Consider the following 17,934-nt stretch of genomic DNA (forward strand, 5'->3'; position numbering starts at 1 on the left):
TTTATTTGCACCAACCTACGCAGATGCGTAGGTTTTTTTTTATTTCTTCCTGCTGTTGCGATTATCAGCCCCCTCTTAGCAATATTTTAGCCACTATTATAGTATTCTCTCTTTTTCATATTCATTGTCTTATAGGGAAATAAACATGGGTTATCGCTTATTGCGTGCTCTTTTTCGTCGATTATTTCGTGTCACCATTGATGGTGTGACGGATCAGTTTACCCATCAAAAACTGATAATTACGCCGAATCATGTCTCTTTCCTTGATGGGGCTTTGCTCGCATTATTTCTGCCGATCAAGCCGGTTTTTGCGGTCTATACCAGTGTTTCTGAGAGCTGGTATATGCGCTGGCTAAAACCTTATATCGATTTTGTCGCACTTGATCCTACCAAGCCAATGGCTATCAAACATTTGGTCAGGATGGTGGAACAAGGCAGGCCAGTCGTGGTGTTCCCTGAAGGGCGTATTACCGTGACCGGCTCATTGATGAAAATCTATGATGGTGCTGCATTTATTGCCGCCAAATCAGGCGCTACGGTCGTCCCAATCCGTTTGGAAGGGCCAGAATTTACTCATTTTGGGCGTTTGGGTGATGTGCTCAAACTCCGCTGGTTCCCAAAAATCAGCATTCATGTTTTGCCTGCGACCACGTTACCCATGCCGCAAGCGCCGCGTGCCCGTGACCGTCGGGTGTTGGCGGGTGAACACTTACACGCCATTATGATGGCCGCGCGTATGGCTATCGTGCCACGGGAAACGCTGTTTGAAGCGTTGTTATCGGCACAAACTCGTTATGGGCGTTTTAAACCCTGTATTGAGGATGTTTCATTTAAAGAAGACAGTTATCAAACGCTACTGAAAAAAATCCTCGGTGTCAGCCGTATCCTGCAACGCTTCACCGCGCAGGGCGAGCATGTTGGGATGTTATTACCGAATGCGACGATTACTGCGGCGGCGATCTTTGGTGCTTCTCTGCGTGGCCGTATTCCGGCAATGCTTAATTATACTTCGGGTGCCAAAGGGTTGAAGAGTGCAATTACTGCGGCGTCGTTGAAAACCATCGTCACCTCGCGCCAGTTTTTGGAAAAAGGCAAACTGACACATTTGCCCGAACAGGTTACTGAGGCAAATTGGGTCTATCTGGAAGATTTAAAAGACACGGTTACGCTGACCGACAAATTGTGGATTTTATTCCATTTATGTTGTCCGCGCCGGGCGATGTTGCCACAACAGGCGGATGATAGCGCACTGATTTTGTTCACTTCCGGCTCGGAGGGGAACCCAAAAGGCGTAGTACATTCTCATGCAAGTATATTGGCTAACGTTGAGCAGATCCGCACCATTGCTGATTTCACCCCGCGTGATCGCTTTATGTCTTCGCTGCCGCTGTTCCATGCTTTCGGCCTGACGGTGGGGTTATTCACTCCGCTGATGACCGGTAGCCGAGTATTCCTTTATCCCAGCCCGCTGCATTATCGGGTGGTGCCAGAATTGGTGTATGACCGTAACTGCACCGTGCTGTTTGGCACGTCAACTTTCTTGGGCAACTATGCTCGCTTTGCTCATCCTTATGATTTTGCTCGGTTGCGTTATGTGGTGGCTGGGGCTGAAAAACTGGCTGATAGCACCAAACAGATTTGGCAGGACAAATTCGGTATTCGTATTCTGGAAGGGTATGGCGTCACCGAATGTGCGCCGGTAGTGGCGATTAACGTGCCGATGGCAGCGAAAGTGAATACCGTTGGGCGCATTCTTCCTGGTATGGAGGCGCGCTTGATAACTGTGCCGGGAATCGAGCAAGGTGGGCGTTTGCAATTGCGCGGCCCCAATATTATGCGCGGTTATCTGCGCGTAAAGCATCCGGGGGTGTTGGAACAACCGGCGGCGGAGAATGCTCAGGGTGAGCGTGAGGAGGGTTGGTACGATACCGGTGATATTGTCACCCTCGATGAGCGGGGGTTCTGCGCCATTCGCGGGCGGGTGAAGCGTTTTGCCAAATTAGCTGGTGAAATGGTATCACTGGAGAGTGTCGAACAACTGGCATTACGTATCTCGCCCGAGGGGCAACATGCCGCAGCGGCTAAAACCGACAGCGCCAAAGGAGAAGCACTGGTGCTGTTTACCACTGACAGTGAAATTACCCGCGAACGGCTGATTAAAGCCGCACGTGAGGGTGGGGTGCCAGAACTGGCAGTTCCACGTGATATCAGAGTGGTGAAAGCATTACCCCTACTGGGGAGTGGTAAACCTGACTTTGTTACGTTAACTAAAATGGCACAAGATGCGGAGATGAGCGAATGAGTCAGCAAGCATTGTCAGATAAGCCTTTGCTCTCCAGAGGAATGATCGCTGTACTTGGCGCTCAGTTTTTCTCAGCTTTTGGTGATAATGCACTGCTTTTTGCCACCTTGGCATTAATTAAGCAGCAGTTATATCCCGACTGGAGCCAGCCTATCTTGCAAATGGCCTTTGTGGCCACTTATATCATCTTGGCTCCGTTTGTCGGGCAAGTGGCTGATAGCTTTGCCAAAGGGCGTGTGATGATGGTCGCGAATTGCCTGAAGTTGGCTGGTGCATTAGTTATCTGTTTTGGTCTGAATCCATTTCTTGGTTACAGCCTGGTTGGAGTCGGGGCCGCGGCTTATTCACCAGCTAAATATGGCATCTTGGGAGAAATCACTTCCGGCGAGCAGTTGGTTAAAGCCAACGGTATGATGGAGGCATCAACCATTGCGGCTATTTTACTCGGTTCAGTCGCCGGTGGGGTGCTGGCTGATTGGCATCTGATCGCGGCATTGAGTGTCTGTGCGCTGGTGTATGCCATTGCGGTGGTGGCTAATCTATTTATCCCACATCTGGCTGCTGCCCGAACCGGCAGCTCATGGCGGCCACGGGCCATGACCGGCAGTTTTTTTGCCGCATGCCGCATTCTGTGGCGGGATGGCGAAACTCGCTTCTCACTGGCGGGGACCAGCCTGTTCTGGGGCGCAGGGGTCACGTTGCGCTTCCTGCTGGTGCTATGGGTGCCGGTAGCATTGGGGATTGCCGATAACGCCACCCCGACGCTGTTAAATGCCATGGTGGCGATTGGGATTGTGATTGGCGCGGGTGCTGCGGCACGTTTCGTGACACTTAAAACAGTAAAACGCTGTTTACCGGCGGGGGTATTAATTGGTGTGGTGGTGGCGGCATTCTCACTGCAACACAGTATGCCAATGGCCTATTTACTGTTGATTATTATCGGGATCTTAGGCGGTTTCTTTGTCGTACCGCTCAATGCCTTGTTACAAGAGCGCGGCAAACAAAGTGTGGGCGCCGGGAATGCCATTGCAGTGCAAAATCTGGGTGAGAATACCGCAATGTTGTTGATGCTGGGGCTGTACTCGGTGGTAGTAAAGCTGGGCGCGCCGGTCGTCGCGGTTGGCGTTGGTTTCGGTGTGCTCTTCGCGCTGGCGATTGCGTTGCTATGGGGCTGGCAGTGGCAGCAACTGCGCCGTAAAGCGGCTAAGTGATGGAATAATAGTCAATATCAATGCCGCCGAGTGCGGCATTATTTATTGTCAGTAGTCTAAGGCCGCATTAGCGGCCTTTTTGCTATTTGAACTCAACTGAATTTAAGGTGCAGGGAAGGTAAAGCGGGTGTGGATTTCTTCCAATGCATTAAGCACCTCCTGCTCCAGAACGACATTCTGGCTATCAATATTACTTTTCAGTTGTTCCAGTGTGGTTGCACCTAACAGTGTACTGGCCACAAACGGTTGCTGGCGAACGAAAGCCAGCGCCATCTGTGCGGGGTCCAGCCCATGACGTTTTGCCAGTGCCACATATTCCGCTACCGCTAACTCGGATTGTGGCCCGGTATAACGTGTAAAACGGCTGAACAATGTATTCCGTGCGCCGGTAGGTTTTGCGCCATTAAGGTATTTGCCGCTCAGGGTGCCGAAGGCCAGGCTGGAATAAGCCAATAGCTCAATGCCTTCATGTTGGCTTATCTCGGCCAAACCAACTTCAAAGCTGCGGTTAAGCAGGCTGTAGGGGTTCTGTATTGAGACAATACGCGGTAAATCATGTTTTTCTGCCAGTTGCAGATAGCGCATCACCCCCCATGGGGTCTCATTTGATACACCGATATAACGGATTTTCCCTGCCCGCACCTGCTCGTTCAGGGCTTCCAGTGTTTCAAGCAAGGTGACCACTGCAGTATGTTCGCTGTAGCGATAATTCAATTTACCAAAACAGTTGGTTTCACGTTGTGGCCAATGTAACTGATAAATATCGAGATAATCAGTATTGAGGCGTCTAAGGCTATCTTCCAACGCGATGCGGATATTTTTCCGGTCCAGTGCCATATTGGGGCGAATCGGTTGATCGCTGCCGCGTGATGGCCCGGAGACTTTACTGGCTAAAATGATTTTGTCACGCTCACCGCGTGCTTTTATCCAGTTACCAATGTATTGCTCAGTTAACCCTTGGGTTTCTGGCCTTGGGGGCACTGGGTACATTTCTGCGGTATCGATCAAGTTAATACCGGCCGCAACGGCGTAATCCAGTTGCGCATGGGCATCGGCTTCACTATTTTGTTCACCAAATGTCATGGTGCCCAGACCCAGCAGGCTGACTTCTAATGAACTGTGGGGGATACGATGATATTGCATTGCCGACCTTCCTTAATGTCTGAAATTATCAGGCCATACCTTTGGTAGTTGGTATTGCAGCGTCGTTAGCTACGCCCACGCACCCGAATTTTCTATTTGAATAACTGCTTCAGGATGTGTTCGTTTGGCCTTACTGAAACACCAATTTTTTGGGTATAAGTAAAACTTGCCTTATTCGACTATATCGAAGCACCGCAGTTGGGGGAAGCGTGTAAGGGAAAAGTACAGAAAAAAGTGGGAAACGGGGCCGTGAACTGCTCCTGGAAGGTGTTGAACCCGCTATCTTGCAAGTGTATTGCTCGGCCCATCCTTGGGCCTCTCTATTGCAAGCAGCCTTCTCGCACCTTTAAATCTATTGAGTAGATGTTTTTTTATCAGTTGGCTTACTCTTTTTTCCGCGCATCAAATTCAGGGTTTCAACCCCCATTGAGAAGAACATAGCGAAGTAAATGTAGCCTTTTGGAATGTGGATCTGGAAACTTTCCAACATCAGCGTGAAGCCGACCAATATCAGGAAAGAGAGCGCCAGCATTTTGACTGATGGATGGCGATTAACAAACTCACCAATTGGTCTGGCAGCAAACATCATCACGCCGACAGAAATAACCACGGCAGCCATCATAATAAACAGATGATCTGACAGCCCAACTGCTGTTATCACTGAATCCAGACTAAAGATGATATCCAACAGCATAATTTGCACGATAGCCGCAAAGAAAGAGCTGACATTACTGGTGTGTTCAGTATCGCTCCCCTCAATGGTTTCATGAATTTCCTTGCTGGCTTTCCAGATAAGGAACAGCCCCCCTAACAACAGGATCAAGTCCCGCATAGAGACACCGTGGCCTGCCACTGTAAACAGAGGTTCGGTCAGGCGGATAACCCAGGCAATAGAAGCAAGTAATGCGAGACGCATTAACATGGCCCCAGCCAAGCCAATACGGCGGGCTCTGTTTTGTTGCGCTTTAGGTAATTTTGCGACCACCAAAGAGAGGAAAATAATATTGTCTATCCCAAGAACAATCTCCAGGATAGTCAGCGTGCCTAGCGCCAACCAGGCATTTGGATCGGCAACCCATTCAAACATTGCGCCTATACACCTTACGGAAACACAAAAATACAATTATACGCTTTTATTTATTAATCGGAACAGAGTCAAAGTAATTGGTGTTGTAGTAGGGAGTCTAGCGCACTGGTTACAACAAGAAATGACGGGCCAGCATCGGGCCAGTAAAGGTCTTTTTCAGATAAAAACCACGGGGTAGTGTCATGATCGGTTGCCCTTTTTCACCGATGGCTTCAGTTAACGCACGGCTATTGGCGGCCTTCGGGCGCAATTGGAGTACCTCACCGTGGCGAGCGGTGATGGTTTCTACTTTGCCAAGAACGATAAGGTCCATTAACTCTTCCCAGTCACGCCGCAGTAGTTCTTCTTCTTGCGCATTCGGGCTCCATAATAAAGGCGCGCCGACTCTACGTTCCGCGAGCGGGATCTGCCGCTCTCCTTCTACGGGTACCCACAATACTCGGGCCAGTTTATGCCGCACATGACTGCTTTCCCAAGTGATGCCACTGTTGCCGGTCAGGGGGGCGACACAAACAAAGGTGGTCTCCAATGGTTTGCCCTGAGCGCTGATAGGTATGGTTTTCAGCTCAATGCCGATGTCGGCAAAGTCCTGTTCAGGTTTACTGCCAGCACTGGCCCCCAAATAAAACTCCAGCAACATACCAACCCAACCTTTTACCCGCTTTAAGTCCGCCGGAATAACCCATTGAGCACGCGCTGCCAATTCGCCAAGGGTAAAACCTGACAAAGCTTGAGCACGTTGAAAAAGTTGATGTTCATCAGTGGGTGGTGCCGGTGGCAGTGAATAAACAGACATGGGGATAAACCTGCTAAAGTCGGTTAAAAAACAAGCTGAATTAAAAGTGACGCTAGATGTATTGTTATGCATTGTGGATGGAATGAATAATAGCATGATTTAACGGAAGTTTTCTTTCCTCTCATGGATGAAATACTTTTATTCTAATTATCTTGTGCACCTACTGACAGCGATAATGAACAGGATCTTACACCTATTTATCCACAGATTTATGGGATAACCCCAATAAATCCCGATCACTGGTTCAATTTACAGCCTTGACGACGGCTTTTTTTGCGAGTTTTACTCTTTTTTGCATAACTTTGACGCATTATCTGTGGATAAAAACTACATTGATGGATCTTTAGCCAGCTACAGATCCAAAACGGAGATAGATCACATATTACTGCCGTGAAAACCTGTGGGAAACCTGTTATTTTGTTGAAATTAATCATTTATTTTTTTAGATATTTTTGTCGTATAATTGCGTTAAAATGAGTTGTACCTACTTTTCCCTAGAGTTCTACACACCTATATCCACAGAAAAAGTGAATAAAATGTCGTGCGTAGCCCTGAGGGTGTTCATAACTTTGCTTATATCTGTGAGTTATCCCCGAGTTATCAGGTTTAGCTGGCTGATAAGCAGTGGTTTACCGCCTGTTGCTAGTGTGAAACAATCAGAGCATCTTTGAGTTTTAAGCTTATCGAGGTAGTCCGGTGATCGATGATGATGGCTACCGCCCGAACGTGGGTATCGTAATTTGTAATCGGCAGGGAGAAGTGTTGTGGGCCAGGCGTTACGGTCAGCACTCTTGGCAGTTCCCACAAGGGGGAATAAACCCCGGTGAAACACCAGAGCAGGCAATGTATCGCGAACTTTTTGAAGAGGTAGGACTTAACAAAAAGGATGTCCGAATTCTGGCTTCAACCCGTAACTGGTTACGTTACAAATTACCAAAGCGTTTGGTGCGTTGGGATACAAAGCCGGTGTGCATCGGCCAAAAACAACGATGGTTTCTACTACAGTTAATGTGTAATGAAGCCGATATCAACATGCAACGTAGCAGTACCCCGGAGTTTGATGGCTGGCGCTGGGTCAGTTATTGGTATCCGGTGCGTCAGGTGGTCTCTTTTAAACGTGATGTTTATCGTCGTGTGATGAAAGAATTTGCTGCAACCGTAATGCCTGTGCAGGAGGTTATTCCACCACGGGTACCGCCCGCTTATCGCCGTAAAAGAGGTTAAGTTAAGCCGATCATGCTCATGCGTTTGCGAGAAATAGTTGAGAAAGTGGCGATGGCAACCAGCCTGACGGATGCGTTAGAGCTGTTGGTCAATGAAACCTGTCTGGCGATGGACACGGAAGTCTGCTCGATATATCTGGCAGATAATGACCGCCGTTGTTACTACCTGATGGCGACACGGGGTTTGAAAAAGCCCCGTGGTCGCACCATTACGCTGGCTTTTGACGAAGGTATCGTCGGGCTGGTGGGGCGTTTGGCCGAACCCATTAACCTGGCCGATGCTCAGAGTCATCCCAGTTTTAAATATGTACCACAAGTTAAAGAGGATCGCTTCCGGGCGTTTCTCGGGGTACCTATTATTTATCGTCGACAGTTGCTGGGTGTATTGGTGGTACAGCAGCGCGAGCATCGCCAGTTTGATGAGAGCGAAGAGTCGTTCATGGTTACGCTGGCCACACAACTGGCGGGGATCCTCTCCCAATCGCAACTGAATGCGATTTTTGGCCAATATCGTCAAACACGAATCCGCGCGCTGGCGGCGGCTCCTGGCGTGGCAGTGGCGGAAGGTTGGCAGGATACTTCACAACCGTCCCTTGATTTGGTTTATGAGGCCTCAACGCTCGATACTGTTCAGGAGCGTGAACGCCTGACTCAGGCATTGGAAGAGGCTGCGGCAGAATTCCGTCGCTTCAGTAAGCGTTTTGCTGCCAGCTCACAAAAAGAGAGCGCGGCAATTTTCGATCTCTATTCGCACCTGTTAAATGATGCTCGCCTGAAGCGTGAGCTTTTCGCGCAAATTGACGCCGGTTCGGTGGCTGAATGGGCCGTTAAACAAGTGGTTGAACAATTTGCCGCCCAATTTGCCAGCCTGCAAGACACCTATATGCGTGAGCGAGCCAGTGACCTGCGGGCATTAGGTCAGCGCTTGTTGTTCCACCTCGATGATAGCACCTCTGGGGCCAGCCAATGGCCTGAGCGTTTTATCCTGGTTGCCGATGAGTTAACCGCCACTCTATTAGCCGAGGTGCCACAAGATCGTCTGGCGGGGGTGGTGGTGCGTGATGGTGCCGCTAACTCGCATGCCGCGATTTTAGTGCGCGCCATGGGCATCCCAACGGTGATGGGCGCTGATATCCAGCCTGCTTTGCTGAACCAGCGGCTATTGATTGTTGATGGCTACCGTGGTGAGGTGCTGGTTGATCCCGAACCGGTACTGGTCAAAGAGTATCAGCGGCTGGTTACTGAAGAGATTGAGCTCAGCAAGCTGGCTGAAGACGATGTCGAACAACCTGCGGCCCTGAAAAGTGGTGAGCGGATTCAGGTGATGCTGAATGCGGGTCTTAGCCCGGAACATGAGCAATTGCTGGGTGGGCGGGTTGATGGTGTTGGTCTATACCGCACTGAAATCCCTTTTATGTTGCAAAGCGGCTTCCCATCGGAAGAGGAACAAGTTGCGCAATATCAAGGCATGTTACAGCTTTATCCCAACAAACCCGTCACGTTACGTACCTTGGATATCGGTGCCGATAAACAGTTGCCCTACATGCCCATCAGCGAAGAAAACCCATGCCTGGGTTGGCGCGGGATCCGTGTAACGCTCGATCAGCCAGAGATCTTCTTGATCCAGGTTCGAGCGATGCTGCGTGCCAATGCCGGAACCGGTAATTTGGGTATTCTATTGCCAATGATCACCAGCCTGGAAGAAGTCGATGAAGCTAAACGCCTGATCGATCGTGCTGGGCGTGAGGTTCAAGAAGTCTTGGGCTATAAATTGCCACAGCCTAAATTGGGGGTAATGATAGAAGTACCCGCGATGATCTTTATGCTGCCCTACCTCAAGTCGCGAGTAGATTTTATCTCAGTTGGCACCAATGATCTGACCCAATATTTGCTGGCAGTAGATCGCAATAATACTCGCGTTGCGTCGCTGTATGACAGCCTGCATCCGGCGATGCTACAGGTGCTTAGCCATATTTTGACGCAGGCGACACAAGCGGGTTTGCAGGTGAGCCTTTGTGGTGAAATGGCGGGTGACCCGATGGGCGCATTGTTGCTGGTCGGGCTGGGTTATCGCAATCTCAGTATGAACGGTCGCAGTGTGGCACGAATTAAATACCTGCTGCGCAATATCGATTTAGCAGATGCGGCAGCATTGGCCGAACGAGTATTGAGCGCCCAAATGACCACTGATGTGCGTCATTTAACAGCCGCGTTTATGGAACGCAGGGGCTTAGGCGGCTTGATCCGCGGCGGGAAGTAAGCGTATCCCGTTGGCCCTTGGCGCTATAGCGTTGTTAGTGCCAGTCACTGGCGACTATTCCAAGGCTTTTTGGTTTGTTTGCGAGTGACATTCACTTTCTGGGGTTGTGTTGTTTACAGAACTTTTCTGTTTGGTGCAGCCCAGACCGGCCTAAGCCTATGCTATTATGCGCAACCTGTAGCCCTAACCGGGCAAGAACATTAATTTTCTCAAAATATGAGACATTTCGTGGTGATAGATGAGCAATAGCTATCTGGCGTTTCCTAAATTTGATCCGGTCATTTTTTCCATTGGCCCGGTTTCCCTTCATTGGTACGGTTTAATGTATCTGGTGGGTTTTGTCTTCGCCATGTGGTTGGCGGTTCGTCGGGCAAATAAACCGGGTAGTGGCTGGACCAAAGAAGAAGTCGAAAACCTGCTGTATGCGGGGTTCCTCGGGGTATTTGTCGGTGGCCGTGTCGGTTATGTGCTGTTTTATAACCTGCCGATGTTCCTCGATAATCCACTGTACCTGTTTAAGGTATGGGATGGCGGTATGTCATTCCATGGCGGTTTGATTGGTGTCATCTGCGTGATGTTGTGGTTTGCCCGCCGCACTAAACGCAATTTCTTCCAGGTCGCTGACTTTATTGCTCCCCTTATTCCATTTGGTTTAGGCGCGGGCCGGCTCGGTAATTTTATCAACGGCGAGTTGTGGGGCCGTGTGACTACCGATACCCCGTGGGCGATGTTATTCCCAACCTCTCGTGGCGAAGATATCGCCATCGTTGCTGCTGACCCGGCGAAATGGCAGGCGATATTCAATCAATACGGTGTACTGCCGCGTCATCCTTCGCAACTGTATGAAATGATTCTTGAAGGGGTGGTGTTATTTATCATCCTGAACCTATTTATCCGTAAGCCGCGTCCTATGGGCAGTGTTTCTGGCCTATTCCTGATTGGTTATGGTGCGTTCCGTATTATTGTGGAGTGTTTCCGCCAGCCAGATGCTCAACTCGGCTTGTTCGATGGCGTGATCAGCATGGGGCAGATACTCTCTGTACCTATGATTCTGGCCGGTATCATTATGATGATTTGGGCGTATCGTCGTCCTGCGCAACAACTTTCGTGAGGTAACATGAAACAGTATCTGGATTTGATGAAAAAAGTGCTGGAAGAAGGCACTCCAAAAGCTGACCGTACCGGTACCGGTACTGTGTCGATTTTCGGGCATCAGATGCGTTTCAATTTACAAGACGGTTTCCCACTGGTAACCACTAAGCGCTGCCATTTGCGCTCCATCATCCATGAGCTGTTATGGTTCCTCAATGGCGATACTAATATTGGCTATTTGAAGGAAAATAATGTCTCAATCTGGGATGAATGGGCTGACGAAAACGGCGACCTTGGCCCGGTTTACGGCAAGCAATGGCGGGCTTGGGGGGCTGCAGATGGTCGTAAGATTGACCAACTCAGCAACGTGGTAAAACAGCTTAAGCAGGATCCCGATTCACGCCGTATCATCGTCTCAGCATGGAATGTGGGTGAACTGGAGCAAATGGCACTGGCGCCGTGCCATGCTTTCTTCCAGTTCTACGTGGCAGATGGCAAGCTTTCTTGTCAACTGTATCAGCGCTCTTGTGATGTATTCCTCGGCTTGCCATTTAACATTGCCAGCTATGCTTTACTGGTACATATGATGGCGCAGCAATGCGATTTGGAAGTGGGTGATTTTGTCTGGACAGGGGGGGATACACACTTGTACAGCAACCATATTGAGCAGACAAATCTGCAATTAAGCCGTGAGCCACGTGCATTGCCGAAACTGATTATCAAACGGAAACCTGACTCTTTGTTTGATTACCGTTTTGAGGATTTTGAAATTGAGGGGTACGATCCTCACCCAGGAATTAAAGCGCCGATTGCTATCTAATCTTTAGACCGGAGCCGCAATGGCTCCGGTTTTATACCCGTCACCTTTCAAGTTTCAGGGGGCTGCTCCTGTTTACTCGGTCCATTCCCATTCCCATTCCCATTCCCATATCCAGCTCTTGCCTCTGCTTGTTGCCTCCCTGCATCTGGAAAGCTATTGGGTATATTTTCGTCAACCCCTTTTCTTTGCTACCAGCATCCTTCCTGCAATAAAAATGCGAGCTGCGCCGCACTCTTTTCTGCATTTATGTCGTCGTAGATAAAATTTTGCGCACCGTTTCCAGCCCTGATAATTCGTCACTCGACCTCAAATTTCAGCCACGTAAACTTACGCCATGGACACCAATATAAGATTAACGAAAACTTACCTGACTCGTAGGAATTCTCTTAAAAAACAAAAAGGTATCAGCCTGATTGAATTGCTGCTGGTGATTGTATTAGTGGGTATAACAGCACTTTGGGGGGCGCAAAGTTGGCATCATTACCGGCAGCGGGAACGGCTCGCAGACAGTGCTCGTCAGTTACTCGCCTTCTTAACACACTTACAAGCACAGGCTAATCGTCGCAATGACACAGAATTGCTGTGGATACAGCAGAATGGCCAGGGGTGCCTGGGAAGTGGTGATAAACCTACGGCTCGCTGTTCGGCACTTACCGACGGCGTGTTTATTCCACCTTACCCAGATGTCGCTATTGCGACTTCATTGCAAAAAGAGATGGGCTTCTTTGGTGTGAGGAATACGGCACAGGCAGGAAATATCATGCTCAGTAACCCGGCAGGGTCTATCCGGTTAGTTATTTCCAGTCGAGGGCGCTTAAGACTGTGTAGTGAGGGCCAGCCAATGTCAGGTATTCATATATGCTAATAATGGTCAAAAATATGCCAGCATCGGTCTGTTCTGGGCGGAAACGTATAACAGGTTTTACGCTACCGGAAATGATGTTGGCATTGAGCATTGGTAGTTTGATTATGCTTGGTGCCGCAGAGGTTTTCCCTAAGCTACGCAAACAAATATCAATTTTGCAGCAGCGCTATTATCTGGAGTTGGCACTGAGTCAGGTTATGGTTGTGCTAGAAAAAGATCTGCGGCGTGCAGGATTTTGCCATGGCGAGTGTCAGGGAAAAGCGGTTACAACCCATCATTATCCCGCAGAAGCGACAAATTCGTGTCTGATAGTTGCTTACGATCTCAATCGAAATGGTCGATGGGAAGGGGAGAAACATCAGGAGTCCGAATACTTTGGCTACCGCCTGCGTAATAAAGCATTAGAGGGCCAACGTGGTGAACTGAATTGCGCTGGCCGTGGGTGGGAAAAGCTGCTTGATCCACAAGAGATAACGATAACCCATTTTTCTATTAGTCGGTTACCTCAGCAAACATCAAATCAGGTTTATCGGGTGCAATTAGCGGGGCAAAAAACAGGTAATCCGGTAATCCATCATCAGCTTACTTATACGATACGCGGGAACAATCTATGAAGCTGAATCATCAACGGGGGACCAGTACATTGGCAGCCGTCGCTACACTTTTCGCTCTTGGTTTATTTCTGCTGTCAGCACTACACCGTCAATTGGATAATATTCAACAGATTACATCTGAAGAACAGCACTATTTACGTGCTTTTAATCAGGCAACATCATCACTGAACTGGGGGATACGTCAGGATTGGTCGTTCAGTTTGCCATGGCGGACAGGTTCAACATGGTATTGCATTCAGCAGCAGCAATATGGCTTAAAGGCCTGTGTTAAACCAGCATCACTAAGCGGTTTTTTTATTCTCAGAGGGGAGAGTTACCTCCTCGGTTCACAGCCACCCTTGATGCTATATCAACGGGTCATGCTGAATATTGGCAAAGGGTCTGTGGGTCACTATCAACTGGTTAAGGCAGCTCATGGCTGGTTGGATTTCTGTCCTGATAAGGATGCACAGTTTTGCGATTACTAAAATGCTGCAATAGGTGCTTGTTGATGAAACGGAGTGACCAATGCGATCCTCGCAACCAACGAGGGTTTAGCCTGCCTGAAGCCTTAATTGCGGCACTGTTTTTCTCTGTCTCGTTACTGGGGTTGTTGCAATACCATCAGACTCTTTTACAGGGTTTCTCTTCTGTGTGGCAACAGCGTCAGGCTTGGTTTCTGCTTCATCAACATATTGACAGCGCAGGGGAGGCTAGACCTGATAGGGGATTCATATCGGGAATGAAACCTAACTGGTTATATCGTCAGTCCATTAGCCGAATTGAAGGGGAATGCGCCGAGCTTAATTTCACTCTTGCGGTACGGAAAAACCTGTCAGCAGAGTTAACCCGTTGGTTTTGCTCTACGAATGGAAGTGGCTAACGGCATAGTTATCCCCCATAGATACGACGTTGCTGAGGCGGCAAACAAGGGGACCCTGATTGATGAACCGCCGAGGTATACAGATGAGCGACTATATCGGTCTTATAATAGAGATAACCTATTGCGCTCATTCATTATCAAGTTAGAGTATTAAGCCTCAGGATTTACCCACAAGTGATAATAAACTGGTTTAATCACTTATGGCTATTTTCCATAGTGCCTTAAGGGAGTAATCATGTTCACGGTTTATCATTCTAATCAATTAGATTTACTCAAAGCGCTAACGACTGCGCTGATAGAACGAGAGCCGTTGGATAACCCTTTCCAGCAAGAAGTGGTGCTAGTTCAAAGCCCAGGAATGGCACAATGGTTACAAATGCAACTGGCACAACAATTTAGTATTGCAGCTAATATTGAGTTTCCGCTGCCCGCAACCTTTATCTGGGATATGTTTACCCGTGTTTTGCCCGGAATCCCAAAAGAAAGCGCATTTAGCAAAGACGCCATGACATGGAAACTTATGTGGTTGCTGCCAGATTTACTGGAAAGCCCGGTATTTTCTCCCATGAAACGCTATTTAAGTGACGATAATGATAAGCGCAAAATCCATCAACTTGCAGCACGGGTTGCTGACCTTTTCGACCAATATTTAGTGTATCGTCCTGAATGGCTTGCCAGTTGGGAACGGGGCCAACTCATTGACAATCTGGACGATGCTCAACTGTGGCAAGCCAAGTTGTGGGTGGAACTGACCAATTATACCCGCCAATTGGAACAGCCCGAATGGCACCGTGCCAATCTCTACCAGCGGTTTATCCGCACCCTGCTTGAAGCGAATGTCTGCCCCGTTGGGTTACCCAAGCGGGTATTTATTTGCGGCATATCGGCATTACCTCCTATCTATTTACAAGCTCTACAAGCGCTGGGTAAACATATTGATATTCATCTGATGTTTACGAATCCTTGCCGCTATTTTTGGGGCGATATTCAGGATTATGCTTTTTTGGCTAAATTGCAAAGCCGCAAACGTAGACATTATCGCGAATCAATTGAAGTCAATCTGTTCCGCCAGCCAGAGCAGGCTGAACAGCTCTTTAATGCGAATGGTGAACAAGAACTCAGTAACCCATTATTAGCCTCGTGGGGGCGGCTCGGGCGGGATCATATGTATTTATTATCTCAGGTTGATGATATTCAAGAGGTCCACGCTTTTGTTGATATTGACCCTGACAATCTACTACATGGTATTCAGCACGATATGTTGGAGCTGGAAGACCACGCAATTATTGGCACCACGGCGGAATCCTTAGCGCGTAGCGACCAAAAGCGTCGATTAGATCTCAGTGATCGATCTCTTAGCCTGCATGTTTGCCATAGTCCTCAGCGAGAAGTTGAGGTTTTGCAAGATAACCTATTGAATTTATTCTCAACTAATCCTGAACTTACTCCACGCGATGTCATTGTGATGGTTGCCGATATTGACAGCTATACCCCTTATATTCAGGCCACATTTGGTAATGCGACAGGGGAGCGCTATCTGCCGTTTGCGATTTCTGACCGTAAAGCCAGTCAGGCCCATCCGGCGCTACAGGCTTTTATTACCTTACTTGATCTCCCCCAAAGCCGTTTCACCTCTGAGCAAGTGTTGGCGCTGTTGGAGGTACCTGCTTTAGCCAGTAAGTTTGGTATTACTGAAGGTGGCTTGCGCCGCTTACGGCAATGGGTGGGGGAATCGGGTATTCGTTGGGGGCTGGATGATGACAATGTACGGGAACTCTCCTTACCCGCAACGGGTCAGCATACCTGGCACTTTGGTATCACCCGCATGTTGCTGGGTTATGCCATGGATAGCACCGCCGGAGATTGGCAGGGTGTTCTGCCATATGATGAGTCGAGTGGCTTAGCTGCTGAACTCGCAGGGCAATTGGCAGATATGTTGATGCAACTAAGCCAATGGCGGCAGCAATTAAGTGAACCCCGAGCACTCAGCGAATGGTTACCCCTGTGCCGCCAATTATTGGATACCTTCTTTGAACCCGATAATGACACTGAAGCGGTGTTGGTGCTGATTGAACAACAGTGGCAGAAGGTTATCAGCTATGGTATTGCTGCCCAATATCCCGATGTGGTGCCACTTAATCTGTTACGGGATGAACTGGCTTCGCGTTTGGATAATGAGCGCATCAGCCAGCGTTTCCTTGCCGGGCCAATCAACTTCTGTACTCTAATGCCTATGCGCTCGATCCCATTTAAAGTTGTTTGCTTATTGGGGATGAACGATGGCGTTTACCCACGAACGCTGCCGCCGCTGGGATTTGATTTGATGGCAAAGCAGGTTCGCCGTGGTGACCGTAGCCGCCGTGACGATGACCGCTATCTGTTCCTCGAAGCGCTACTTTCGGCTCAGCAACAGCTCTATATCAGCTATATCGGGCGCTCTATCCAGGATAACAGTAAGCGTTATCCATCAGTGTTGGTCAGTGAACTGATTGAATATATCTCACAAAGTTATCATTTACCGGGTGACGAAATGCTCAATGCTGATGAGAGCGCTCAGCGGGTGATTCAGCACTTACTCTGCTGGCATGCGCGGATGCCGTTTGCGGCAGAAAATTTTATTCAGCATAGCGAGTTACAGAGTTACGCTGCTGAATGGCTACCCTCTGCTGAGTCCAAAGGGCGACCGCATCCAGAGTTTAATCAGCCATTATCGCCTGAACCTTTATCTGAAATTACATTGGATGAGTTAATCCGCTTCTATCGCCACCCTGTGAGGGCATTCTTCCAACTCCGGCTAGGAGTGAATTTTGTTATTGAAGAAACAGAATTACCTGATGAAGAGCCATTTACTTTAGATAACCTCAACCGCTATCAGTTTAATACTCAGTTACTGAATGCATTGATAGATGAGGGAGACATCAATAGCGTGTTTACCCGAGCTCGAGCGGCCGGTAGCCTGCCTTATGGATCGTTCGGTGAGCTTTATTGGGAAAGCCAGCAAGAGGAAATGGTGCCATTAGCTGAACAGATTCGTAGCGAGCGCCTTGAGCATCATAGCATTGAGCTAAATATCGAATTGGGTGACATCACCCTTACAGGTTGGATTCATCAGGTTCAGGAAGATGGATTAATTCGTTGGCGTCCCGCGGCATTAACGGCGATAGACGGGCTTTTATTATGGATTGAACATCTGGTCTATTGTGCTGGTGGAGGTGATGGGCAAAGCCGGATGTATGGTCGCAAAGGAACTGCATGGCGCTATGATTCTTTGGGCCGTGATGAGGCTCATCACTATTTACAACAGTTAATCAGTGGGTATCAGCAAGGAATGTGTGAACCACTGTTATTGCTGAGCAAAAGTGGTTGGGCATGGCTGAGCCAGTGCTTTGAACGCGAGTCAGGTCAGATTTTGTGGGATGAAGAAACACAAACTAAAGCCCGCATGAAACTTTTACAAGTTTGGCAGGGTGATCAGCGAGTTGCAGGTGAAGGTGAGGATAGCTATGTGCAAAGGGTGTTCCGCCTGATGGATAATCCACATCTCGACAAGATATTACATGAAACGGAACGTTATTTATTACCGATTGCCCGCCATAATAAGGCGTGAGAACTGCTGATGGCCAAACCAGGCTTTCATACATATCAATACCAGAAAGTTG

Annotated in this window: 14 protein-coding genes; 11 read left to right on the forward strand and 3 right to left on the reverse strand. The window is 48.7% G+C overall.

All coding sequences use genetic code 11. The features are described 5' to 3' along the window. The first annotated feature begins 145 nt into the window (after positions 1 to 145). On the forward strand, positions 146 to 2,302 hold the full coding sequence (gene aas / locus V1953_RS04075) for a bifunctional acyl-ACP--phospholipid O-acyltransferase/long-chain-fatty-acid--ACP ligase (protein ID WP_442850685.1): 2,157 nt from the start codon (positions 146 to 148) through the stop codon (positions 2,300 to 2,302). Beyond that, a complete protein-coding gene (gene lplT, locus V1953_RS04080) occupies positions 2,299 to 3,513 on the forward strand; it encodes a lysophospholipid transporter LplT (protein WP_442850686.1) in 1,215 nt (404 codons plus the stop codon). The genes aas and lplT overlap by 4 nt, the downstream gene beginning before the upstream one ends. A 102-nt stretch (positions 3,514 to 3,615) precedes the next feature. Here the strand turns inward: lplT and V1953_RS04085 are convergent, their stop codons facing one another. The 3 genes from V1953_RS04085 to mutH all read right to left on the reverse strand — a co-directional run bounded on the left by V1953_RS04085 (position 3,616) and on the right by mutH (position 6,539). Next, on the reverse strand, positions 3,616 to 4,656 hold the full coding sequence (locus V1953_RS04085) for an NADP(H)-dependent aldo-keto reductase (protein ID WP_372559792.1): 1,041 nt from the start codon (positions 4,654 to 4,656) through the stop codon (positions 3,616 to 3,618). 352 nt (positions 4,657 to 5,008) lie between these two features. After that, a complete protein-coding gene (locus V1953_RS04090) occupies positions 5,009 to 5,743 on the reverse strand; it encodes a TerC family protein (protein WP_083162858.1) in 735 nt (244 codons plus the stop codon). Between the two features lie 109 nt (positions 5,744 to 5,852). Beyond that, complete coding sequence (gene mutH, locus V1953_RS04095) at positions 5,853 to 6,539, reverse strand: DNA mismatch repair endonuclease MutH (RefSeq protein ID WP_050073625.1); 687 nt, start codon at positions 6,537 to 6,539, stop codon at positions 5,853 to 5,855. 696 nt (positions 6,540 to 7,235) lie between these two features. On the opposite strand from mutH, the gene rppH reads away from it, so the two are divergent. The 9 genes from rppH (at position 7,236) to recC (ending at position 17,882) form a co-directional block, all read left to right on the forward strand. Beyond that, positions 7,236 to 7,763, forward strand: a complete 528-nt coding sequence (gene rppH, locus V1953_RS04100; protein ID WP_083162862.1) for an RNA pyrophosphohydrolase — start codon at positions 7,236 to 7,238, stop codon at positions 7,761 to 7,763. A gap of 12 nt (positions 7,764 to 7,775) precedes the next feature. Further along, positions 7,776 to 10,022 carry a phosphoenolpyruvate--protein phosphotransferase gene (gene ptsP / locus V1953_RS04105; protein ID WP_083162864.1) on the forward strand — a complete coding sequence of 749 codons (2,247 nt, stop codon included), beginning with the start codon at positions 7,776 to 7,778 and terminating at the stop codon, positions 10,020 to 10,022. A gap of 238 nt (positions 10,023 to 10,260) precedes the next feature. Further along, positions 10,261 to 11,133 carry a prolipoprotein diacylglyceryl transferase gene (gene lgt / locus V1953_RS04110; protein ID WP_083162866.1) on the forward strand — a complete coding sequence of 291 codons (873 nt, stop codon included), beginning with the start codon at positions 10,261 to 10,263 and terminating at the stop codon, positions 11,131 to 11,133. Between the two features lie 6 nt (positions 11,134 to 11,139). Beyond that, positions 11,140 to 11,934: a thymidylate synthase gene (gene thyA / locus V1953_RS04115; protein ID WP_083162868.1), complete on the forward strand. Its 795-nt coding sequence runs from the start codon at positions 11,140 to 11,142 to the stop codon at positions 11,932 to 11,934. 334 nt (positions 11,935 to 12,268) lie between these two features. Next, a complete protein-coding gene (locus tag V1953_RS04120; RefSeq protein ID WP_083162872.1) occupies positions 12,269 to 12,799 on the forward strand; it encodes a prepilin peptidase-dependent protein in 531 nt (176 codons plus the stop codon). Next, on the forward strand, positions 12,793 to 13,413 hold the full coding sequence (locus V1953_RS04125) for a prepilin peptidase-dependent protein (RefSeq protein WP_442850687.1): 621 nt from the start codon (positions 12,793 to 12,795) through the stop codon (positions 13,411 to 13,413). The genes V1953_RS04120 and V1953_RS04125 overlap by 7 nt, the downstream gene beginning before the upstream one ends. Continuing rightward, positions 13,410 to 13,880 (forward strand): YgdB family protein, encoded by a 471-nt coding sequence (locus tag V1953_RS04130; RefSeq protein WP_083162874.1) that lies wholly within the window; start codon positions 13,410 to 13,412, stop codon positions 13,878 to 13,880. Before V1953_RS04125 ends, V1953_RS04130 begins: the two co-directional genes overlap by 4 nt. Positions 13,881 to 13,903: 23 nt before the next feature. After that, positions 13,904 to 14,275 (forward strand): prepilin-type N-terminal cleavage/methylation domain-containing protein, encoded by a 372-nt coding sequence (locus V1953_RS04135; protein WP_083162876.1) that lies wholly within the window; start codon positions 13,904 to 13,906, stop codon positions 14,273 to 14,275. 235 nt (positions 14,276 to 14,510) lie between these two features. Further along, positions 14,511 to 17,882 carry an exodeoxyribonuclease V subunit gamma gene (gene recC, locus V1953_RS04140; RefSeq protein ID WP_442850688.1) on the forward strand — a complete coding sequence of 1,124 codons (3,372 nt, stop codon included), beginning with the start codon at positions 14,511 to 14,513 and terminating at the stop codon, positions 17,880 to 17,882. The last annotated feature ends 52 nt before the right edge of the window (positions 17,883 to 17,934 follow it).

It is taken from the genome of Yersinia sp. 2541 StPb PI, from assembly GCF_052217145.1.
Lineage (GTDB): Bacteria > Pseudomonadota > Gammaproteobacteria > Enterobacterales > Enterobacteriaceae > Yersinia > Yersinia enterocolitica_E.